General features: G+C 57.8%; 19 protein-coding genes. 7 read left to right on the top strand and 12 right to left on the bottom strand.

What is annotated here, in order from left to right; all coding sequences use genetic code 11:
* Window positions 1–114: 114 nt before the first annotated feature.
* Window positions 115–1,020: a DMT family transporter gene (locus DUD43_RS07030; protein WP_153229700.1), complete on the top strand. Its 906-nt coding sequence runs from the start codon at window positions 115–117 to the stop codon at window positions 1,018–1,020.
* Between the two features lie 113 nt (window positions 1,021–1,133).
* Here the strand turns inward: DUD43_RS07030 and DUD43_RS07025 are convergent, their stop codons facing one another.
* From DUD43_RS07025 to DUD43_RS07000, 6 genes are all read right to left on the bottom strand, one after another.
* Window positions 1,134–2,726: a phytoene desaturase family protein gene (locus DUD43_RS07025; RefSeq protein WP_153229699.1), complete on the bottom strand. Its 1,593-nt coding sequence runs from the start codon at window positions 2,724–2,726 to the stop codon at window positions 1,134–1,136.
* A 105-nt stretch (window positions 2,727–2,831) separates the two neighbouring features.
* Window positions 2,832–3,659 (bottom strand): SDR family oxidoreductase, encoded by an 828-nt coding sequence (locus DUD43_RS07020; protein ID WP_042488955.1) that lies wholly within the window; start codon window positions 3,657–3,659, stop codon window positions 2,832–2,834.
* 9 nt (window positions 3,660–3,668) lie between these two features.
* Window positions 3,669–4,277 (bottom strand): cysteine hydrolase family protein, encoded by a 609-nt coding sequence (locus DUD43_RS07015; RefSeq protein WP_042488957.1) that lies wholly within the window; start codon window positions 4,275–4,277, stop codon window positions 3,669–3,671.
* A complete protein-coding gene (locus DUD43_RS07010; RefSeq protein WP_042488959.1) occupies window positions 4,277–4,813 on the bottom strand; it encodes an aromatic-ring-hydroxylating dioxygenase subunit beta in 537 nt (178 codons plus the stop codon). Before DUD43_RS07010 ends, DUD43_RS07015 begins: the two co-directional genes overlap by 1 nt.
* Before the next feature lie 32 nt (window positions 4,814–4,845).
* Window positions 4,846–6,237: an aromatic ring-hydroxylating dioxygenase subunit alpha gene (locus DUD43_RS07005; RefSeq protein WP_042488962.1), complete on the bottom strand. Its 1,392-nt coding sequence runs from the start codon at window positions 6,235–6,237 to the stop codon at window positions 4,846–4,848.
* Window positions 6,238–6,275: 38 nt separating this feature from the next.
* Window positions 6,276–7,457 carry an ABC transporter substrate-binding protein gene (locus tag DUD43_RS07000; RefSeq protein ID WP_153229698.1) on the bottom strand — a complete coding sequence of 394 codons (1,182 nt, stop codon included), beginning with the start codon at window positions 7,455–7,457 and terminating at the stop codon, window positions 6,276–6,278.
* 305 nt (window positions 7,458–7,762) lie between these two features.
* Here DUD43_RS07000 and DUD43_RS06995 point away from each other — a divergent pair, with 305 nt between their 5' ends.
* Complete coding sequence (locus DUD43_RS06995) at window positions 7,763–8,749, top strand: helix-turn-helix domain-containing protein (protein WP_042488968.1); 987 nt, start codon at window positions 7,763–7,765, stop codon at window positions 8,747–8,749.
* Here the strand turns inward: DUD43_RS06995 and DUD43_RS06990 are convergent.
* Together DUD43_RS06990 and DUD43_RS06985 are read right to left on the bottom strand one after the other, a co-directional pair.
* Window positions 8,746–9,906 carry a 2-methylaconitate cis-trans isomerase PrpF family protein gene (locus tag DUD43_RS06990; RefSeq protein ID WP_045931665.1) on the bottom strand — a complete coding sequence of 387 codons (1,161 nt, stop codon included), beginning with the start codon at window positions 9,904–9,906 and terminating at the stop codon, window positions 8,746–8,748. The two genes, DUD43_RS06995 and DUD43_RS06990, sit on opposite strands and share 4 nt — an antisense overlap.
* A gap of 4 nt (window positions 9,907–9,910) precedes the next feature.
* Entirely contained in the window at window positions 9,911–10,921 is a 1,011-nt protein-coding gene (locus tag DUD43_RS06985) for a GntR family transcriptional regulator (RefSeq protein ID WP_153229697.1), read from the bottom strand.
* A gap of 169 nt (window positions 10,922–11,090) precedes the next feature.
* Between DUD43_RS06985 and acnA the strand changes: the two genes are divergently transcribed.
* Window positions 11,091–13,745, top strand: a complete 2,655-nt coding sequence (gene acnA / locus DUD43_RS06980; protein ID WP_153229696.1) for an aconitate hydratase AcnA — start codon at window positions 11,091–11,093, stop codon at window positions 13,743–13,745.
* Between the two features lie 34 nt (window positions 13,746–13,779).
* Here acnA and DUD43_RS06975 read toward each other — a convergent pair whose 3' ends face one another.
* The 3 genes from DUD43_RS06975 to DUD43_RS06965 form a co-directional block, all read right to left on the bottom strand.
* Window positions 13,780–14,310, bottom strand: coding sequence for a CinA family protein (locus DUD43_RS06975; protein ID WP_153229695.1), 531 nt, complete (start codon window positions 14,308–14,310; stop codon window positions 13,780–13,782).
* 129 nt (window positions 14,311–14,439) lie between these two features.
* Window positions 14,440–14,907, bottom strand: coding sequence for a MarR family winged helix-turn-helix transcriptional regulator (locus DUD43_RS06970; RefSeq protein ID WP_228125924.1), 468 nt, complete (start codon window positions 14,905–14,907; stop codon window positions 14,440–14,442).
* On the bottom strand, window positions 14,904–16,817 hold the full coding sequence (locus DUD43_RS06965; protein ID WP_153229694.1) for an FUSC family protein: 1,914 nt from the start codon (window positions 16,815–16,817) through the stop codon (window positions 14,904–14,906). The genes DUD43_RS06970 and DUD43_RS06965 overlap by 4 nt, the downstream gene beginning before the upstream one ends.
* Before the next feature lie 373 nt (window positions 16,818–17,190).
* On the opposite strand from DUD43_RS06965, the gene DUD43_RS06960 reads away from it, so the two are divergent.
* Entirely contained in the window at window positions 17,191–18,897 is a 1,707-nt protein-coding gene (locus DUD43_RS06960) for an FMN-binding glutamate synthase family protein (RefSeq protein ID WP_153229693.1), read from the top strand.
* Between the two features lie 22 nt (window positions 18,898–18,919).
* On the opposite strand, the gene DUD43_RS06955 is transcribed toward DUD43_RS06960, so the two are convergent.
* Window positions 18,920–19,084, bottom strand: coding sequence for a hypothetical protein (locus DUD43_RS06955; protein WP_153229692.1), 165 nt, complete (start codon window positions 19,082–19,084; stop codon window positions 18,920–18,922).
* Window positions 19,085–19,166: 82 nt separating this feature from the next.
* Here DUD43_RS06955 and DUD43_RS06950 point away from each other — a divergent pair, with 82 nt between their 5' ends.
* The 3 genes from DUD43_RS06950 to DUD43_RS06940 are packed head-to-tail and all read left to right on the top strand — an operon-like array spanning window position 19,167 to window position 20,757.
* Complete coding sequence (locus tag DUD43_RS06950) at window positions 19,167–19,583, top strand: hypothetical protein (protein WP_153229691.1); 417 nt, start codon at window positions 19,167–19,169, stop codon at window positions 19,581–19,583.
* Window positions 19,584–19,639: 56 nt separating this feature from the next.
* Window positions 19,640–20,257, top strand: coding sequence for an SCO family protein (locus DUD43_RS06945; RefSeq protein WP_153229690.1), 618 nt, complete (start codon window positions 19,640–19,642; stop codon window positions 20,255–20,257).
* Between the two features lie 20 nt (window positions 20,258–20,277).
* Window positions 20,278–20,757 (top strand): copper chaperone PCu(A)C, encoded by a 480-nt coding sequence (locus DUD43_RS06940; RefSeq protein WP_153229689.1) that lies wholly within the window; start codon window positions 20,278–20,280, stop codon window positions 20,755–20,757.
* Window positions 20,758–20,834 lie beyond the last annotated feature (77 nt).

Genomic DNA, 20,834 nt, shown 5'->3' with positions numbered 1-20,834 from the left:
ACAATAAAAGAAAAATGATTCGGTTTTGTTAAAAATCAAATTCAAAGCTGAAGCCACAACAAAAACCAAAAAGCCCAAGCTCCTTCCTCACACCTGCCATGCAACACCCATACCATGAAAAAATCTGGTTATCAGGTGCTGCCCATTCTCGCCCTGATCGTAAGCACGATTGGAATGGGTTCAGCTATTTTCTTTGTGAAATTAAGCGAAGTAGATGCCACTTCAACATTGATGTTGCGCATGTTTATTGCCGGAGGGATCGCAGGCATCCTGAGACTTGGATCAACACACGCATCCCCCCCCCCCGCAAGCATCCACCGTCGTCCGGCAACCCTTCTGGTTTTATTGTTTCTCTCAGCCCTTGCATCAACCATAGACCTGCTTTCAAACCACTGGGCACTTACCTTTACCAGCATGGCAAACACAGCCATCCTGATGAACCTCTCTCCCGTCTTTGTCGCCCTCTTGTCTTATATATTCTTGAAGGAAAAGCTCACAGCGCGACAAAGCCTATCCCTGCTGATTGCACTGGCAGGAGCCACTGTGCTGGTACTTGCCAAGAATGGGGGGCTATCCTTTTCCAAACACTCATTCCTTGGCGACTTACTGGCCCTAAACTCCGCCTTGTTTTACGCCATCTACTTTATGCTTCTTAAAGAGCTGCGCGGCTCCATTAACTCCAGAAACATCATTATCTGGCAAAGCCTGATCTGCGGCTCCCTGTTGCTGCCCATTGCACTCCTTAGCAGTACCCCCTTATTTCCCACCTCTCCCAAAGGTTGGTTGACGATCTTTGCGCTGGCTATCTTCAGTCAGCTTCTTGGGCACGGTTTAATGGCCTATGCCTTGAAGTATGTGGATGTGGTCCTGGCTTCGATTTCCACTCTGGCCAAACCAGTCGTGGCCATCATGTTGGGATATGTGTTTTTTAATGAGAAGCTATTGCCACTTCAATGGCTAGGTGTGCTGACTGTTTTATTCGGTATTGCGTGGTATCGCCGCTCACCGCCAGCCACTTGAGCCATCAATAAAAACGGCCCGAACCGTTAACAAATCAATTTGTTAACGGTTCGGGCCGTTTGTTCATCCAAGTACGCGACGTGCTTGTTGAGCAGAGCCAAGACCGGCAAGTCTTAACGAATCTGCTCCGCCACCATAAATCCAGATGCCCCTGCCAGGCCTGGGCCTGGGTGAGTAGACGCACCGATGTGGTAGACGTTCTTGTACGGTGTTGCATGGGAGCGGGCACCGTTACTGGCGGCAAAGGGGCGCATCCAGAAAAACTGGTCGGGGGAACAAATGCCCGAGTACGGGTCGCCGCCCACCAGGTTGCAGTTGATGGATTCCAGGTCGGCTGGCGACAGCACTTTCTGGCCAACGATTTGTTGACGCAAACCAGGCATGACGCCTTCCAGTTGGTCGATGATGCGCTCGGCCACCGCCTTGCTGACTTCTTCGGTCCATTTGCCGTCTGCGGGAACATCGATCTTGCCAGCAGCATCACCACGCAATTTGGATGGCATGTCCTGCATTTGCATCCACAGAATCCATTTACCTTCCGGCGCACGGCTGGGGTCCAGAGAGCATGGCTGGCCGATAGCAACGGTGAACTTGGCGGGGATCAGGCCATTATTGGCTTGGGCCACGCTCATGCTGACGTCCTCCAGGCTGTCGGACAGGTGCAGCAAAGGCACTTTCAGCAACTCCGGGTCGCTCCAGTTGGGCATGCTGTCCAGAGCCAGATGAATTTGCATGTCGCCACGACCAAAGCGATAGGCATGGGCTTGCTCACGCACTTGGGCGGGGGCACTCGGCAACAGACGGCCATAGAGCTGTGGAGGCGTGACGTTACACACCACATGGCTGGCTTCGTAGACTTGGCCACCGGCACGCACGCCACGGGCTTTTTGTCCTTCCAGCACAATTTCTTCTACTTCGGTGTTCAGCTGAATACGGCCACCGGCCTTTTCAATAATGGCGCACAGGGCACGCACCAGATTCTGGCCGCCGCCCTTCACCACAGGCATGCCACCGGCCACCACGGCGGCAAAGGTCAGCTTGCCGATCAGGGCCGAGCAGGCATCATCAGGGCCCAGGCCCGAATGCAGGACCCAGGGAGCCATCATGCCGCGCACGCGGTCATCTTTCAGTTCACGGTCGGCCCAGCGGCGGAAGGACTCCAGGGACTCGCGTCCGTACTGAACCATGCCGTCCATGCGACGCTTGCGCCATTGCGAAAACAGCAAACCCAACAAGCCACGGCTGTAAGGCTCGGTCCCCAGCAAGCCAAAGGTCAGGCCTGCATCGCGCTCGAACAACTGGCTGCACATGGCACCGAAGGCATCGCCATCGCCTGCTTGCAGAGCATTGATACGCTGAATCGAATCGCCCACATCGTGGCGCAGGGCCATGCCCTTGCCATCACTGCCCACCACGCCAGTGGTATAGCCGTTTTCCAGAAACTCCACGCCCTGCGCGGCCAGATCGTCTTTCAGACGGGCGTAGGCAGCACCGGAAGTGAACAAGGGGTACCAGGACGACAGCAGTTCATGGGTAAAACCAGGGAACAGCTCCTCGGTACGGATACACCCACCCGCACGGTCGTTACGTTCCAGTACCAGGACTTGCTTGCCCTTTTGCGCCAGCAAGGCGGCACATACCAGGGAGTTGATGCCACTGCCCACCACAATGACGGCATACGATTTTTTATTTGTTGAGTCTGTCATCCCACACCTTTTTTTAAATTGCCCTGAACGGGGTCAGGGCTTGTGAACACACAAGCAGAAACAGGTGTTCACAAGCCCTGGACATCTTTTACCGCACTTTTCTATTTATGAGCCAGACGACTGCGCCTGCCAGCGTTCAAACCAGTGACGGGGCGACTTGCCCTGCTCGGGCCCCAGCACGGAAAAGCCACCGTCCACGGGCAGATCAATCCCTGTCATCCAGGAAGCCGCGCCCGACACGGCAAACAAGACCACCTGTGCCACTTCTTCGCCGGAACCGACTCGGCCCAAAGGGTGAACCTGCGCCCCCACCTGATTGGCCAGCTCACGCGAACCACCGCTCATGCGTTCGACGGACGGCGACCAGGTCCAGGCTGGCGAAACCGTCAGCACCCGAATCCCCGAAGGCGCCAATTCCACGGCCAAGCTTTTGGTGAACTGCAAAATGGCTGCTTTGGAAGCCGGGTACAGCGCGCGTCCGGCCACGCCGAATTTCCCACCCGTACTACCCATATTGATGATGACCCCGCCCTGCCCCATATGCGGCGTGGCTTTCTGGGCCAGAATCGCGCTGGAGATCAGATTCACATCCAGCGTCTGATGCCACAGCTCCCGGCTGGAGGCCAGACCTTCATCCCCATAGGAACAGGCATTGTTCACCACAATGTCGATACGGCCGGTTTGTGCCAGGGCGGCCTGCACGCAGGCATCCAGCTGCGCATCATCACAAATATTGGCGGCCATGAACTGGGCCTTGCCCACGGCCTGCAAACGCGCTTCGGTACGCTGGCCTTCTTCCTGGCTGCGACCCACGATCAGCACCCACGCACCGGCGGCACACAGAGCCAGGGCGATATCCGCCCCCAGCCCTTGCGTGGACCCGGTCACGATGGCGACCTTACCCTGTAAATTCACCTTCATGTCCTGCTGCATGTGCTTCTCCTACTGTGCTTGTGGCGCGCCAAAGACGGCTGCCCAATCTTCGTCCCGATCAATATGAGCAATCAAGCTCATACTGGCCAGGGAGGCTTCATGGGTGGCGGGCGGTGCGCCGCAGGCGCTGGCCACCACAGCCACTTCATAGCCCATATCCACCGCATGGCGCACCGTGCTTTCCACCACGGAATGGGTGGCCACACCGGCAATCACCAGACGCTCCACACCCAAACGACGCACCACCGGCTCCAGCGCGGAACCAAAGAAAGCGTTGATGCGCGTGTGATGGACTTCAAACTCGTTGGGCAAGGGAGCCAGCCCGTCAAAGAACTGGGCTCCCCAACTGCCGGTCTGCATGGCACCGATACGTTTCACATTGTGCAGAATCGGTGCATTGCACAGCAGATCGGCATAGTCAGGCCGATAACCCACCCGCACATGCACAATGGGCACGCCCTGTGCGCGGGCCTGCGCCAGCAAACGGCCTGCAGCCTCGATCAGGGCCTGACGCTGGGGGCTGTTGGCCTCTACCCCCACACGGATCAGGCCATCGGCGTGCAGGACATCATTTTGATAATGCAGGGCCAGCAAGGCTGTGTGATGGGCTGCCGACATTAGATGTACACCTGAATCGCGCCGTGAACCGCGTCACGATCCACCAGGTTCACCTGCTTCATGCGCAGTTTCCAGCCACCGCCTTCCTGGGCTTGCAGCTTGTGAATCAGGCTGCCCACGCGGTAGACCGGATCTTTACCGCGCCATTCCATGGAATGGAAGCTGGAGCGCACCACCAGATAACCTTCCGGATCGGTGCCGTCGATCATCACATTGCCCAGCACGCGGCAGGACTGGGTAATCGGCTGCTGGGACCAGTTGCGGTGGTTTTCCAGACGACGAATACGCAGCTCACGCAGCAGCTTGTTTTCCCAGCACAGGGAAATGTGCTCGTAAGGGCTTTCCTGGTCGTAGCTGTGAGGAATCCAGTACATGCCCTCCTCGGTCCACAGATCCAGCCATGCTTGCCAACGACGCTCGTCCAGCAGACGAGCTTCGTGGTAGATGAACTGCTCCACTTCGCGGATGGCTTCCAGGCTCAGCGTCACAGGGGTGACCTGATCCACGCTGACGTCAAAATCAATATCAAACAACATAAGAATTCTCCTTGGCGCGGACAGCAGCCCGCTTAAGCCTGTGTTGCAGGGGCGATAGGCTCACCGGAAGCCGAACGCACCGTGGCTTTACCACTGTCTTCCGACTGCGCAGGCGCGTCGTACAGGCTGGTGGTCATGAAATGCTTCCAGGCGCGGAACTGGTTGCGCATGGGCAGTTCACTGGTGCCATTGGTGGCAACCATGCCGCCTTCGATAGGCTTGTCGGTGCCGTCGTAGCGGTGCATGCTGATCCATTCGCCGCCCTTGGTCTTGTTGCCTTCCTGGCAACGGCCATAGACTTCAATGTCGTCTGGCATCACGTTGGACGAAGGCGAGTTGATCAGGTTGGCGTACATCAGGCCACGCTTGTAAATATCGTCCGGTGCGCCTTTCAGGCGGAACAGCTGAATTTCCACGTGGGTGCGGTCCACTGCGACCGGGCGAATCACACGGAACTGCTGGAACACGGTGTGTGGCGAGCCACTGCCGTAAATAATGCTGTTGTGACGGTTCTCGCCCAGAATGTTCAGGGCTTTTTCTTCACCGTAAGCTTCTTTCAGGGTTTCGTAGTGCGCCTTGGTGATCGGGTCGGTTTCGATGGCGCCGGGATTGAAAATCCCTTCCATGTAGCCGTGGCCGTTATCAAAGGCGTACAGATCCAGCTTTTCCCAGAAACCGTAAGGTTCGCCGTTGCCGTCCATGATGTGCAGTTCCAGCGGCATGGAGCCGTAGTCTTCGGCCTGCTCACGGGCAGCCACGTAGGACGACTCGTGTGTCACGTTGGCGTGCATGGTGTCGTGCAGGTTCTCGTAAAACACCTTCCAGTTGGAAGGCTGCCAGACTTTGAAGCTGCCACCGGCCACTTCCACTTCACCCACAGGCGAGCGATCGCACAGGTTGTCGATGGAGGTGATGATGGGGCCCAGGAACTCTTTCAGATCCGGGCCGTGAGCGCTTTGACAGGCGAACACAAAGCCACGGTAGCTTTCCACACGAGCCACACGGCGCATGGAGAAGTCCGGGTGCTTGGGATCAAAGCAGGTGTTCTCCAGACCGTTTTTCATCGGCGCGGCCAGGTGCTGACCGTCCAGCTTGAAGGTCCAGGCGTGGTATGGGCAGCGGAAGAACTTGCCGGCATTGCCACAGCCATCAGCCACCACTTTCGCGCCCTTGTGCGGGCAGCGGTTGTACAGCACGTACACCTTCTTGTCGCTGCCGCGCACCATGATGACGTCCTGGCCGCCCAACAAGGTGGTGTGGTAGTCGCCCGGATTAGGCACCTGGCTGTCGTGGCCGATGTAGATCCAGGCACGGCCATAAATGCGTTCCATCTCCAGACGGAAGATCTCAGGATCGGTATAGACCGATTTATGTACGCTGTCTCCCCGCACCAATGCGGACAGCTGTTCGTTGCTATAGCTCATCATTACCTCCTTGCTGCCGGATGCTTGACGCACCCTCTTTATGACTTTTCCATCTTGCACTGCGGTGCAAAATGATCGTGGAACTGCTCGAATACGGTGGACACAATCTTGTTGCTCATCTGGCCCTTTTCATTCGGGGCCACTTCGCGCATGTAGTAGGTCTGCACCGGATACTGGTTGTTGTTAAAGGCAAAGGCCCCGCGCACGGACTCGAACGGTGCACTGCGCAAGGCTTTACGCAGAGCTTCGCGATCGGTGGCGGCCTTGGGGTCCGCCTTCAAGGCGCCATCCAGCAACAAGGCGGCGTCGTAGCCCTGAGAGGCGTACATGGAAGGCAGGCGACCGTAGGTCTTTTCAAAATCCGCCACAAAACGCTTGTTGACCGGGTTATCCAGATCCGGCGACCACTGGGCGGCGTTGGCCATGCCCTTCATGGATTCACCAATCGCGGCGATCGTGTCCTGGTCGGCCGAGAAACCGGGGGTGTACACCGCCAGTTGCGAGGACAGGCCGGAGTTGATCAGCTGCTTGATAAAGGACACGCCCATGCCACCGGGCAAAAAGAAGAACACCGCATCCGCACCCGAAGCCCGCATTTGGGCCAGCTCGGCGGCGTAATCCATCTGGCCGACCTTCACATAGACTTCATCGGCAATCTCGCCCTTGAACAGGCGCTTGAAGCCTTCAATGGACTCGCGACCACCGGGATAGTTGGGGGCGATCAAATAGACTTTCTTGTGCGCCTGATCAGTCACGTACTTGCCCATGGCAGCGGGAATATCCTCGTTCTGCCAGGACACGCTGAAGAAATTGGGGTTGCAACGCTCACCCGCGTAATCAGCCGGGCCCGTGTTGGCGGAAATATAGATGGTGTCGCTGCCCAGAATTGTGGGCATCACGGGCAAGAGCACATTGGAAAAGGCCATGCCGGTAATCACATCGACCTTGTCGCGCTTCACCAAACGATCCACGGCCTGACGGCCTTCCATCGGTTTTTGCTGATCGTCCAACACCGTCAGGGCCACATCCACCCCACCCAGCTTGCCGCCCGAGTGGTTCAGACCCAGTTCGAAACCATCACGGATTTCTGCACCAATGGCCGCGCCGGGACCGGACAAGGTGGTCAGCAGACCCACCTTGAATACTTCCTGACTGGATGCCGGGCTACAGGCCAGGGCCAAAGCCAGCGTGCTCATACAGAACGCCAATTGTTTTTTCATGTTTGTCTCCGTCCTCTGTCTTTTAAGAAACTGGACTTCAGTTCTGCCTTGGACCACCCCCAATACGCTAGAAGCTGTGTATCCCTCACGCCTGTGGTTTGTGCGGCGCTTGTCCTGCAGGCCAGAGAAGACGGGCCCAAGGGACTACGTGAATACAGCAATTCCCAGTCGTATCCCAATCTGCTAAGGTGCCGGGACAGGACTACTGTTTTAGGTTTGAAATACATTAGACCGGCGCAAAATGGGCGGCTATCCAGATACGGCAAGCCTTATCCCTAACCGGCAAATATTTGGAGACACACATCATGCAAGCGTGGTTTATGTCAGGGCTGGCCCCCTTGCAACACAGTGCGCCGCGCTTTGAATCGCGCTGCCCGGACCAGACACGCAGCGAGACCGCCGGTTTTCTAACCGAGCACCGCCTGACCTGGAATGACGGCCCGGTCGATGCGTCCTTGCGCTATGCCAGCAGCCACAGCTTTTCCTTTGTCTTGCTGAAATATGGCGCGGCGGTGCAGGTGTCGCCGGGGATTCTGGAAGACTTCCTGCTGTTTCAGGTGCCTATCCAGGGACGATCCTGTATTCGGGTTGGTCGGGAGTACGTCCAGGCCAACCCTAAAATTGCCAGTGTGATCTCCCCCTCCCTCCAGGTTGAACTGGATTGGGAACAGGGGTGTGAACAGTTTTTGGTGAAGATTCCGCGCCACCGACTGGAAGAAGTGGCCCGTCAGACCTTGGGCCTGAGCCTGGACAGGCCGATTGAGTTTGCCGCGGGCATGTCTCTGGATTCGCCGCACGGCTGTGCCTGGCAGCACCAGATTGGCAGCTTGCTGGCTTATGGCGGGCATTTGCCGCCGGAAATGGATCAGTGGTCGCGTCAGGCCGAGGACAATCTTTTGCTGCATCTGTTTCATACCCAGCCGGGTAACTACAGTCAGCAATTGCAGCAAAGCGTGCGCCCGGCCAGTTCGCGCCGGGTACAAAGAGCCGAGGATTTCATGCGGGCCAGTCTGGACGAGGCCCTGACGCTGGAGCAGATTGCCTCTGCCGCCTGTGCCAGTGTGCGTAGCCTGACCTTGGCCTTTCGCACCGAACGGGGGCTGAGCCCCATGCAGTTTTTAAAGCAGATTCGTCTGGAAGCGGCCCAGCAAGCCATACGCACTGCCACACCCGGCACCCAGGTTAGCGAGATTGCCTTGCGTTGCGGTTTCAACCATTTCGGCCGCTTCTGTGCAGACTACAAGTCCCGCTTCGGGCGTTCGCCCTCGCAGGACTTGCGTATCGTCGATTAGTCTTTCAAGGCCTTGCCGGGAACCCAGACACGGCCATCAAACAGACGGCGAGCGGTACGGTAGAAAGAACCGGCCTTGGCAAACCACTGGCCGTCTTTCTTTTCCACTTCCGCGCCCACTGTCAGCACACCGGACGGCATGCCCAAACGCAGCGGGCCTTGAGGGGCAACCGAGTCGGACAGGCATTGCGACGGCAGGCTACCCGTCAAACGAGCGGCCACGGCGGTACACAGCGAGATGGTCAGAGGCAAAGCGCGGTGCGGCTGGCCGTTGGAAATCACGCGGGCAACCAGATCAATCTCTTTGGCGGGAACCACCTCGCCGGACAAGGTGGGGTTGTCCTGGGCGGGCGACACGATGCAGACAAAGGGCACGATGCGAATCTGACGTGCCGCTTCCACATCGGGAGCAATGCCCATACGCACCGAGGCCTGCACACGGATTGCGTCCAGACGCTCCAGCACTTCGGGGTGGGCTTCCAGCCAGTCGGGCAATTCCAGACCAGTCAGACCTACATCGGCAGCACGGACAAACACTGCTGCGTTGGCCGCGTCCACCAGCGACACTTCGATACGGCCTACGCCAGGCACATCCAGCCATTCAGTCAATTCACCGCTAGGCAGCAACGAGCCGGTAGAGGCTCCACCCGGTTCCACAAAGTCCAGACGGATAGGCGACCCTGTGCCACCTACGCCAGGAATGGACAGATCGCCGTCATAACGGGGCTGGCCATCTTCCACCGTGAAATGGGCGTGGATGATCTTGTTGGTATTGGTGTTCAGGATGCGTACACACGCTTCGCCATCCTCAACCTTGACCATGCCCTGCTCTACCGCATAAGGGCCCACAGCAGAACTCATATTGCCGCAGTTGCCGCGGTAATCCACCTTCTCTTCCTTGATCGCCACTTGCGCAAAGGTGTAGTCCACATCGGCGTCCGGATGGCTGGACGGGCCGATAATACAAACCTTGGACAGGGAAGAAACACCACCGCCCATACCGTCCAGTTGGCGACCGTAAGGGTCCGGCGTACCCATGGCGGCGGAAAACAGAGGTGTCCAGTCGTCGCGCTCGGCAGGCAGGTCTGCAATATTCAGCATCAAGGCTTTGCTGGTGCCACCACGCATGAACACGGCGGGAAGGGATTTTTGCTTCATCACGTTATTCCTGGTTCTTGGCTTGCGCCATTAAAGAAAATTGCGCCGTCTCCTCCATGGGTTCGGCGTGAGAGACAATCGGTTCACTAAAAGAAAAGTCGGATCGGGTCGTGCGCTGCTGTTGTCGTTCCAGCTGCTGCACTTTTTCCTCGCTGGCGTTGCCCAGATGGCGGGCCAGCAAGGCGGAGGCCTGGGCGCGTTCGCCCTTTTCCAGCAAGTCCAGAATCGCCAGATGTTCCAGACACTGGCGACGAATACGTTCCCGATCCAACGTTTCCTGATACTCCAGCAAGCGCCGCAGCTGGTTCTGACGTGTCACGGTCTGGGCGATAAAGCGGTTGCCGGACAAGGAGGCCAAGGCTTCGTGGAAGGTGGCATTGGCCTGATACATCTCGGCATGTCCTGCGTGACGCCAGCCGCCGTCAGCCAGGGCTTGCTGTTGCAGCCGCACTCGACGCAAGACGGTGGAGTCAATCGCAAAACCCGGTAGCAACATGGCGGCAGGTTCCAGCATCTGGCGCAAGGTATAGCTTTCTTCGCAGGCCTGGGGGCCGTCAATCATGGGCAGGAAAGACCAGCCCTTGCTGGCGCGTTGTTCCATCCAACCTTCATTGGCGGCACGGGCCAGAATGCGGCGGACACGTTCGCGCGTCAGGCCGTAACGGCGCATGGCGTCGTTTTCCGACAAGGTATCGCCCCAAATGCCCGAAAGCTTGTCGCGGGCCAGTTGCAAATAGATCTGGTCGTCCTGGCTGGTGCCCAGCTCTTCTTCGATCACACCAAGCTGGTCGGCCCCTTTCAACAGATACAAGCCACGCCGGGGCGGCTGCGCGCCCACAATGCCTTTTTCCGCCAGATAGGCCAGCGCCCCCCGTATGGGCGAGCGCGAAGCACCCAGCGCTTCGGCCAGCGATTGTTCCGTCAAATGATGCCCAGCCTGCAAATGCCCTGCCCGCACGTAGTCCAGCAGGCGATGCGCCAAGGTGACATGCAAAGAATTAGATTGGCTTTTCATGCCGACATTCCTAAAAATCGAAGCGATCCTGGATCGTTTTATTGTATTATATACAAACAAAATACAATTTAATTGTTTTATCAAGGCTCCAGACGCATAATTTTATTGATTATTCTTGCTCAGGTTAGCCCTGCTTTCCTGGCTTCTTATTACGGATGAATCGTTTGCCATGTCTCAGTCTCTTGCCCTAGAAACGCTGTCCCTGAACGGACGTTCCGTACGTTACGTTCCTATCGCCGACATCCCCGGTATTGAAAAGCTGCCTTATTCGCTGCGCGTTCTGCTGGAAAACCTCTGTCGTCAGAAGGCCGTGCGTCACGCCGACGTGGATCAGGAAATTGATTCCCTGCTCCAGCGCAAGGTGGGCGACGGCATCACCTTCTACCCTGCTCGCGTATTTGGTCAGGACATTCTGGGTTTGGTGATGTTGCTGGACATGGCGGCCCTGCGCGAAGGCGTACAAGCAGCCGGTGGTGACGCCAGCCGCGTGCGCCCCCAGGTCCCTATCGACGTGATTATTGACCACTCCCTGCAAGTGGACAGCTGGGCCAACCCCAAGGCGGCCGACGTCAACCTGGCACGCGAATACCAACGTAACGGCGAGCGCTTTGCCTTCCTGCGCTGGTGTTCCAGCAACTTTGATGGCGTGAAAGTGGTGCCGCCCGGCAAAGGCATCATGCACCAATTGCACATCGAGCATATTGGTCAGGTTGTCTGGTCCGAAGAAGGCCAGGATGTGGATCTGGTCTACCCCGACAGCTGTGTGGGCACCGACAGCCACACGCCTATGGTGAACGGCCTGGGCATTCTGGGCTGGGGTGTGGGTGGTATTGAAGCCGAAGCCGTGATGGTGGGCTTGCCGGTTGCGATTGCACTGCCCGCCGTGGTCGGTATCGAACTGACCGGCAAGATGAATGACGGCGTACTGCCTACCGATCTGGTGCTGGTCATTACCCAGAAACTGCGCGAACTGGGCGTGGTCGGCAAGTTTGTGGAATTCTTCGGCCCCAGCGTGGACGAGCTGTCCCTGGGCGACCGTGGCATGATCGCCAATATGGCTCCTGAATACGGCGCAACGGCTGTGTTCTTCCCTATCGACGATGCCGCCCTGCACTACATGCACATGACAGGCCGTCCGCAAGAACAGATTGATCTGGTCGAGCAATACAGCAAGGTTCAAAAGCTGTGGCGCGACCCGGCCGCTCCCGCTCCGGTTTACGACACCGTGTTGAAACTGGACCTGAGCAGCATCAAACCTAGTCTGGCTGGCCCCAGCAATCCTGAGGATCATCTGGATTTGGATACCGCTGCCCAGTCTTTCCCCGCCCATCACCAGAAAATTGCTGGCCGTCCTTACGACCCGCAACGTGCCGTCCCCGTCGAAGGCGAGGACTTTGCTCTGAATGATGGCGATGTGGTCATTGCCGCTATTACTTCCTGTACCAATACCGCCAACCCCGCCAATATGATGGCCGCCGGTCTGCTGGCCCGTAACGCCGTGGCTCGTGGCCTGCGCAGCAAGCCTTGGGTCAAGACTTCACTGGTGCCGGGTAGCCAAGTGACTGCCGACGTGCTGGAACGCGCTCAACTGCAGGACGACCTGGATGTGCTGGGTTTCAACATTGCCGGTTTTGGCTGCACCACGTGTAACGGTGGCTCGGGTCCGCTGCCTGCCAATATCGTCAACGCGATTGAATCGGAAAAGCTGATTGCCACGGCCGTGCTGTCGGGCAACCGTAACTTTGAAGGCCGTATTCACGCCAACGTGCGTGCTGCTTACCTGGCATCGCCCGCGCTGGTCGTGGCCTACGCCCTGGCAGGCAACCTGAATGTGGACCTGACCCGCGACTCGCTGGGCAAGGATCAGGACGGCAAGGATGTTTACCTGAGCGACATCTGGCCCAAGTCCGCCGAAGTGCAAGAAGCCATCCACGGAGCTTACGACCGCGACCTGTTCATCGAGCGCTATGCCGAGCTGTACGACGGCGGAGAGCCTTGGGACGCCCTGGCCCGCGAAAGCAATGGCGGTCACTACCCATGGGAAGCCGACAGTACCTACATCCGCAAACCGCCATACTTTGACGGCTTGCAGCGCGAACCGGCTCCTGTAGCCAACCTGCGCGGCATGCGTCCACTGGCGATTTTGGGTGACTCCATCACCACCGACCACATCTCGCCATCGGGTTCGATCAGCCTGGGCACACCGGCCGCTGACTTCCTGCTGTCCAAGGGTGTGGAGCAAAAAGACTTCAACAACTACACCACGCGTCGTGCGAATCACGAAGTGGTCAAACGTGCGACTTTCGCCAACATCCGTCTGCGCAACAAGATTGTTCCCGGCGTGGAAGGCGGTGTCACCAAAGTGATGCCTGAAGGCGAAGTGATGCGTATTTTTGAAGCCGCCCAGGCCTATCAGGAACGTCAGGTTCCCTTGCTGGTGATTGCCGGCAAGAACTACGGCTGCGGCTCCTCCCGCGACTCCGCCGCCAAAGGCCCCGCTCTGCTGGGTGTGAAGGCTGTGGTCGCAGAAGGCTTTGAGCGTATCCACCGCACCAACCTGGTCGGTATGGGTGTGCTGCCCCTGCAGTTCCAGGACGGCACCAATGCCGACACCCTGGGTCTGGATGGCACCGAAACCTTTGATGTGAAAGGTCTGGAAGAAAACCTGGGCGTACGTTCGCAAGCCGAGCTGATCATTCACCGTCTGGATGGCAGCACCCAGTCCGTGCCGGTGATCGTGCGTCTGGATACGGTCGAGGACATGGAATACTGGCGTCACGGCGGTATCCTGCCACGCGTCTGGCGCAAGTACCTGGAGAACTAAGCCTTTACAGGCTTAGCTTGTCCAGCTAGCGGTATCAAACGCCAGGGTTCACACCCTGGCGTTCTTGTTTGGCCAAACGCAACCAATGCTCAATGCGGCCCAAGGCATAACGCGCACTTTGCTGACGAATTTCATCACGTGTGCCGTCAAAAACAATGGTTTCGGTATACACGACCAAAGGATCAAACTTGTCCTGTGGCTTGAACAGCCAGGCAAAACATTGCGTCCCAGCCGGAATCTGCGGCTCTGCAATATCATCAGCCACGCCCGTGTTGGCAATAATCAAATTGGCCGGCGTCAGTTCCGCAGCTCCTTTGGCCATGGCTCGTGCCACTGCTTCACTGCACAGATTATTTTCTGCCAGCACTCGCTGATCTACGCCCAGGCATCGATATTTGGCCTGTGGAGAATAAGTCACAAAAGCACAATCCAGTACGGCTGCCGCCCCCGCTTGGTCAGCCAGCATAGACGCAATCAAACCTGCTGTGCAGGATTCTGCGCTTGCCAGCGTCAGCCGGGCCTCGGTCATGGTTTTAACCAAACGTGCAAGATCTACATCGTTCATGGCATACCCTCCTTATTGCTGAAACAAGGACGGTTTATTCAACCATAAAGTAAAAAAGCAGGAAACCTGCTCCTGCTTTCTGCTCACCATCTGGAACATGCGCTTACGCTGCCTTGCCCAGAAACTCGCTCAGTCCCCAAACAAGCTGGACATATCCGTTGCTTCCAGCCCCAGATTGCTGGCCAGCGCATCAAAGCAACGCAAGGCCGCTTCTATGTCTTCGTCCGGGATCCCTTCAAACAGGGGTGCACGAGATTGGCGCAGCAATTCCAGCAGGCGCTCGTGAAAGTCGCGCCCTTTTTCAGTCAGACACAACAGGCGCGCGCGCTTGTCCTGCTCGTCGGGCAAGCGCTCCAGCAAACCGCCAGACTCCAGCTGATCGATCAGACGAACCAAGGTCGGTCCTTCCAGACGCATCATGCGGGCTAGTTGCCCTTGTCGTATGGGCTCACCCAACTGGGCCAGATAGCGAATCGGCAGAATGGTAGCCTCGGACACACCGTAACGCACCAGCGTCTGATCCAATTCACGACGATAAAGGCGCGCCAGCACAATCATGGACAGGCCAAATCGTTCATAAAGTTGGTGATTCATCATGAAGTCTCCACAGCGCGCGGCGTAGCATCAGGCGGGTAAGCATAAACCAAAACCGCTTGCGCCCCTTGCAAGGACTGAGCGACATCCATAATCGCCTGCATCAATACCGTATCGGTACACGACTGGCTGATACGCAGCAGTTGCTGGGCCAGCTCCTCGGGCTGATGTTCGAACCCTTCCAGCAATTCACAGACCAGCACCACACAGGCCTGCTGCTCCGGTCCGCGTTTGGCCAGCCGCTTCAGCTCAACCACTCCATGACCCAGATTGATCAAGGACAGCAAGCCATGGGGTGTCTGCTCCCCCATCCAGTGCCAGAGGCGCACCCATTGCCGCGCCACTCGCGCGCGCCAGACCCGGAACAGGCGTGGGCGCGAACGCTTGATCAGGGGATACAGTTCACGCACCACACGCCTTACCAGGGTTTGCCCACGAGGATGAGTGCGGCGAGGTAAAAGGAAGAAGGCACTGCACACCACCGCAGAGCCCGCCAGCAAAGGCAGGGACTCCTTCATGATGATGGGCCAACTGACCGCCGCCATCCCGGCCTGGCTGGCCAACTGGAAACACATATTCGCGTCCAATGCCCAGGTCGAGGTAGGACGGTTGGCACGTAACAAACCACCAATCACCAAAAAAGGAAGCACGGACAGAATGACCTGCCAGTCTGCCACCAGGTGCGCCTGGACGATGTAGCGATAAAAGCTGGCTACCAGAACGCCCACCGCGATCCCGGTAAACATGGTTCGGCTCATCAATTGGGGACGCGGCATGGAACCCAGAATAATGGAGAAGGTACACACCCCAATCGCCATCAACTCCAGCGCGGGACTGGCCAAGGCGTAAGCCACGCCGCCTGCCGTGAAAGCGGCCAAGCCACTGATCAGGCCCGTGCGGATTGCCAGGGGCCAATCCACCGAGATGGCGGGCGTTGTCAGAAAACGGTGCCGTCTAGGCTGCACCCGCTCAGCGAACAAGCCCTGCTCTGCTCTTTGTATTTGCCCCATTGCACGGCGCAAGCGCGCCAGACTGATCTGCCCTTCTTGCCGCAAGGCTGTCTTGCCCAGCACCCGCAAGCTCAGACCGTCCTGCAAACGCTGCGCCTGTTCCTGCAAGTCCTGCACATAATCCGCAGCTGGCGACAGGCCCCGCTCCCGTTGCTGGGCAATCAGCGCGCTGGCGGCCAAAAGCTCGATCACGGCATACAGGAACGCATCCACATAAGGCAAGCGTCGATACGCATCCAGAGAACCCGCCGCCAGAATACGGGCCTGAGCATCCAGATCCACAATCTCCTGGCGAACACGACTCCACGAGCTCTGATCCGGCTGCTGATAAGACGGGCTCAAGGCATGAGCAGCGATGCGCAAGGCATCCGCCGCCAGGACGCGCACCCGTTGGTAATAAGTCTTGCGCTGACTACGCGGTGTGGTCCGGGAACAGAGCAAGGTGGTTACCAGCACCCCGATCAAAGTGCACTCCACCCGCGACAAGGCCAGATCCAGTGACGCATCCGGAGCCAGCACTGAAGGCAAGACCACCACGCCAATCGTGATCCCCGCCAGCATGGGCAAGTAGGAAAAGGCGCCCCGGAACACATGGGTCAGGGCCGACGCTACACCCACCACCAGCGCCATACCCAGCAACTGCAAATAAGGATTGGGCAGATGCAAGAACGCCAGCCCCAGCCCTGCTCCCACCAAGGTTCCCAGAATCCGCCACAAGGCCCGTTCATACACCAGCCCTCGGTAGGCTTGGGACAAGACCCACACCGGCATGGCGGCCCAGAAGGGATTATCAACGGAAAGCAGAACAGCGATGGTGAACGACAGCCACGCTGCCAAGGCCAAATTCAGGCCGTGCAGGAGCGCAGGTCGATCCAGCTGGATCCAGGAAAGAGAGGGAAACATAAAGGACACGAGACAGAACAAAGGCTAAAGCATGATTATATAGATAGCTTACCTACCTATTCAATTACAAGAAGCTTAACTCCATGCAGTTGCGGGTCTTCGCCCAAAGCATACGAGGTGAGCCCTGGAGCGATAAATCCTGTTCAATGCTGCGCCGCAGCAGCTTTCCAGCTTTGCACCAGGCCTTTTATGGCTAAACATTCCAAACCTGATTAACCCTTTTCAGGTCACAAAATTTTTCATTGTTAGTTTTCATAAACTATCGCTGTGCAGGCATAGTCAAACCGTACGGCAGCGTTCTATGATGTTGGCAGCCTGATGGGCGGGTACCCCAAACCCTGCCCGTCACCCCGTTTTCTTGGCAGGAGTCTTTATGCAAAAGTGGCTGACACGCTACACCGCCTTCTACATCATCATTGGCCTGACCGCCTTTTTCTTGCTGCTTTCCTTGTTCAGAAGCGCAAGCTGGCTATGGCTGGCGATACCAGGGCTGGCCCTGTGCATTCAGGGCTTGGTGGACATCACTCAAACTCGTCACGCCATTCGTCGCAACTACCCGGTTATTGGCAATCTGCGCTTCATTTTTGAGGCCATTCGCCCGGAAATTCGCCAGTACTTTCTGGAAGGCGATGAGCAACAACTGCCCTTCTCGCGTGCCGACCGCTCCCTGGTGTACCAGCGCGCCAAACAAGAAATCGACAAGCAGCCTTTTGGTACCCATCAGGAGGTCTATAACAATGGTTATGAGTGGATCAACCACTCCATGACCCCCAAGCACATCAAGGACTCGCAGTTCCGCATTGATGTGGGCGGGCCGGACTGTACCAAGCCTTATTCGCTGTCGGTGCTGAATATTTCAGCCATGAGTTTCGGGGCCCTGTCGGCCAATGCCATTCTGGCCTTGAACAAAGGTGCCAAGATGGGCAATTTTGCTCATGACACGGGCGAAGGCGGCATCAGCACCTATCACCTGCGCCACGGTGGCGATCTGATCTGGAATATTGGCTCGGGTTATTTTGGGTGCCGGGATGAACACGGCAATTTCTCGCCCGAACGCTTTGCCGAGCGCGCCACTCAGGATCACGTCAAGATGATTGAAATCAAGCTGTCGCAAGGGGCCAAACCCGGCCACGGCGGCATCTTGCCCGGCACCAAGGTCTCACCTGAAATTGCCCTCGCGCGCGGTGTGCCAGAAGGCGTGGACTGCAACTCGCCAGCAAGCCACGGCGCCTTCCACTCCCCCGTAGAACTGCTGGAATTCGTGGCCCGGCTGCGTACCTTGTCCGGTGGCAAACCCGTGGGTTTCAAGCTCTGTATCGGGCACCCCTGGGAATGGTTTGCAATTGCCAAAGCCATGCTGAAAACAGGTATTACGCCGGACTTTATTGTGGTCGATGGTGCTGAAGGCGGTACAGGTGCCTCCCCCGTGGAATTCATTGACCACGTCGGCACCCCCTTGCGCGAGGCTCTGCGCCTGGTTCATAACACGCTGGTGGGTATCGGTTTGCGCGAGCAAATCCGTCTGGGCGCCTCGGGCAAGATCATCAGCGCGTTTGACATGGCTCGCATCATGGCCCTGGGTGCCGACTGGTGCAATAGCGCACGCGGCTTCATGTTTGCCGTTGGCTGCATTCAGGCTCAAGCCTGTCACACCGACAAATGCCCGACCGGCGTGGCAACACAAGATCCGCAACGTCAAAAAGCCCTGGTGGTGGATGATAAATCCCTGCGCGTGGCCAGTTTCCACGGCAATACGTTGAAAGCACTGGCTGAATTGCTGGGTGCCGCAGGCCTGGAACACCCGGACCAGCTACGCCCTCACCATATTGCCCGTCGTATCAGCAATGGCGAAGTGCGTGTGATGTCGGCGCTGTTCCCGGATCTGAAAAAAGGCGAGCTGCTGCGCGGCCACTATCGTCAAACGATTTTCCGCGTGGGCTGGCCCATGGCCAACCCCGACTCCTTTGAACCGGCCTACAGCCTGAGCAAAGCCTTGTCGCACTTGAATGATGAAGCAGACCCTGAAGATATCGTGAAAAAACAGGATGTTGCTGACAGCGCAGGCCAAGCCCTGGCCTGAACGCTGCAAGGCGGCAGTTTCCCTAGCGAGACTGCCGCACCGTCCCTACCCCCGCATCCATTTCCCCATAGATTTCAACGCCGGAAGGCCGACTCCAACTGCTGTCCGTAGAGCGGTCCGGTGTTGAACACGCCGCCAGTCCCAAGACCATGACCAAGGCGCTCAGCACCCCATAAATCTGTCGCATATCAAGCTCCTTGATGATAGGCATCTACTGTGCCACAGAATCTGGGCAAACAGATTTCCATCTGTACTAGAATGCTCTGATCATGGTCAGGCACTGCGCATTCCCCTCCTTTGGTACTCGCAGCCGGTTTTTACTGGTGCTGGCGATCTGCGCCCTGCTGCTGCGTGGCCTGATCCCCAATGGCTACATGCCCAGCGCCGACCCTGCCAATGCTGCCGCGCTCAGCCTGTGTGTTCAGGGCGATCCCTTCCTGGCGCAATGGAGCAGCCAGCTCCCAGGCGGCCCGAAACACGACGAACAACACAGCCTGCATGCCGCCTGTCTGTTCGCCCAGGCCCAGGCACAAAAAGCCCTGAATGATGATCCCGGCCCTGCCTGGAATCTGACACCCATACCACGATTTACCTGGGACACTGCCCAACAGGCGGCGGCTCCCGTTCTTCCCCTGACGGGCCCGCCCCTGAGTGCGCGCGGCCCCCCCTCCACGCTCGTTTCCTGACCAGCCTCGGCTGCCCGGCGCAGCCACCTTATGTTGTCAATTAGCGGGATATTTCCATGAACGCCTCCTTCTCACGCCGCCAGCTCCTGCTTGCCATGCTGGCGACTCCTTTGGTCCTGACCGCCTGCGGCGACAAGGCCCCCAAGCAGCCTGCCTTTCGTAATCTGGAAGGTGTGGACATGAGCAGTGCCGACTTTGCCAAAGATTTCAGCTTGCTGGATACCGAAGGCCAACGTCGCACCATGGCCGACTATCGCGGCAAGATCGTGCTGATCTTCTTTGGTTTTACCCAATGCCCCGACGTCTGCCCGACAGCCCTGACTCGTGCCGTCGAAATCAAGGAACAGCTGGGCGAGGATGGCGACAAGCTGCAAGTCTTGTTTATCTCCATTGACCCGGAGCGCGACACGCCCGAACTGCTGCGTGCCTACATGCAGGCTTTCGACCCCAGTTTTGTGGCCCTGCGCCCCACCGAGGAAGAGCTGGCCAAAACCGCCAGCGACTTCAAAGTCTTCTACCAAAAGGTTCCTACCGGCTCCAGCTACACCATGGACCACAGCGCCCTGACCTATGTGTATGACACACAGGGCAAACTGCAGATCGCTCTGCGTCACACGCAAACGGCTGAAGAAGCCGTGGCTGATATCCGCCAGGTACTGGCTTTGAGCAAGTGAACCCCAACAGGATTACCAACATGAAACGTACTATTGCTAGCTCTCTTTTCTCCCTGGCCGCCTTGCTGAGCCTGCCCACCCTGGCCCAGGCCGAAGTCACCGTGACCGATCCCTGGGTTCGCGCCACGGTTCCCGGCCAGCAAGCCACGGGCGCCTTCATGGTGCTGCAATCGACCGACAACGCCCAATTGCTGGGTGCCAGCAGCAGCCTGAGCAAACAGGTGGAAGTGCACGAAATGGCCATGGAAAACGAAGTCATGCGCATGCGCCAGGTTGAAAAAATCGACCTGCCCGCAGGCAAGGCGGTGGAACTGAAACCCGGTGGTTACCACATCATGCTGCTGGGTCTGGACAAGCAGGTTGAAGCGGGCAGCTCCGTGGATCTCACCCTGGAAATCCAAAACGCCGCCGGTCAGAAGGAAGAGCTGAAAATCAACGCTCCGGTTCGTGCCTTGAACACCAAGGCAGGCCAGGGTCACCAGGGCGCACACGGCCACTAGAGCCATGTCCCCTGCCCCTGAAAGCCGCCAGTTTTAACGGTTTGAAGGGGTTTGTTTCAGACTTCCGGGTTTTCCAT

The organism is Alcaligenes faecalis, assembly GCF_009497775.1.
In the GTDB taxonomy this organism is placed as follows: domain Bacteria; phylum Pseudomonadota; class Gammaproteobacteria; order Burkholderiales; family Burkholderiaceae_B; genus Alcaligenes; species Alcaligenes faecalis_D.
Note: the sequence above shows the minus strand (reverse complement) of the source record. Positions and strands in the feature narration are given on the sequence as shown.

Bases quoted from the DNA above. Each gene is read 5' to 3' on its own strand.
- DUD43_RS07030 (WP_153229700.1), top strand. From the start codon at position 115: ATGAAAAAATCTGGTTATCAGGTGCTGCCCATTCTCGCCCTGATCGTA.
- DUD43_RS07025 (WP_153229699.1), bottom strand. From the start codon at position 2,726: ATGACAGACTCAACAAATAAAAAATCGTATGCCGTCATTGTGGTGGGC.
- DUD43_RS07020 (WP_042488955.1), bottom strand. From the start codon at position 3,659: ATGCAGCAGGACATGAAGGTGAATTTACAGGGTAAGGTCGCCATCGTG.
- DUD43_RS07015 (WP_042488957.1), bottom strand. From the start codon at position 4,277: ATGTCGGCAGCCCATCACACAGCCTTGCTGGCCCTGCATTATCAAAAT.
- DUD43_RS07010 (WP_042488959.1), bottom strand. From the start codon at position 4,813: ATGTTGTTTGATATTGATTTTGACGTCAGCGTGGATCAGGTCACCCCT.
- DUD43_RS07005 (WP_042488962.1), bottom strand. From the start codon at position 6,237: ATGAGCTATAGCAACGAACAGCTGTCCGCATTGGTGCGGGGAGACAGC.
- DUD43_RS07000 (WP_153229698.1), bottom strand. From the start codon at position 7,457: ATGAAAAAACAATTGGCGTTCTGTATGAGCACGCTGGCTTTGGCCCTG.
- DUD43_RS06995 (WP_042488968.1), top strand. From the start codon at position 7,763: ATGCAAGCGTGGTTTATGTCAGGGCTGGCCCCCTTGCAACACAGTGCG.
- DUD43_RS06990 (WP_045931665.1), bottom strand. From the start codon at position 9,906: ATGAAGCAAAAATCCCTTCCCGCCGTGTTCATGCGTGGTGGCACCAGC.
- DUD43_RS06985 (WP_153229697.1), bottom strand. From the start codon at position 10,921: ATGAAAAGCCAATCTAATTCTTTGCATGTCACCTTGGCGCATCGCCTG.
- acnA (WP_153229696.1), top strand. From the start codon at position 11,091: ATGTCTCAGTCTCTTGCCCTAGAAACGCTGTCCCTGAACGGACGTTCC.
- DUD43_RS06975 (WP_153229695.1), bottom strand. From the start codon at position 14,310: ATGAACGATGTAGATCTTGCACGTTTGGTTAAAACCATGACCGAGGCC.
- DUD43_RS06970 (WP_228125924.1), bottom strand. From the start codon at position 14,907: ATGATGAATCACCAACTTTATGAACGATTTGGCCTGTCCATGATTGTG.
- DUD43_RS06965 (WP_153229694.1), bottom strand. From the start codon at position 16,817: ATGTTTCCCTCTCTTTCCTGGATCCAGCTGGATCGACCTGCGCTCCTG.
- DUD43_RS06960 (WP_153229693.1), top strand. From the start codon at position 17,191: ATGCAAAAGTGGCTGACACGCTACACCGCCTTCTACATCATCATTGGC.
- DUD43_RS06955 (WP_153229692.1), bottom strand. From the start codon at position 19,084: ATGCGACAGATTTATGGGGTGCTGAGCGCCTTGGTCATGGTCTTGGGA.
- DUD43_RS06950 (WP_153229691.1), top strand. From the start codon at position 19,167: ATGGTCAGGCACTGCGCATTCCCCTCCTTTGGTACTCGCAGCCGGTTT.
- DUD43_RS06945 (WP_153229690.1), top strand. From the start codon at position 19,640: ATGAACGCCTCCTTCTCACGCCGCCAGCTCCTGCTTGCCATGCTGGCG.
- DUD43_RS06940 (WP_153229689.1), top strand. From the start codon at position 20,278: ATGAAACGTACTATTGCTAGCTCTCTTTTCTCCCTGGCCGCCTTGCTG.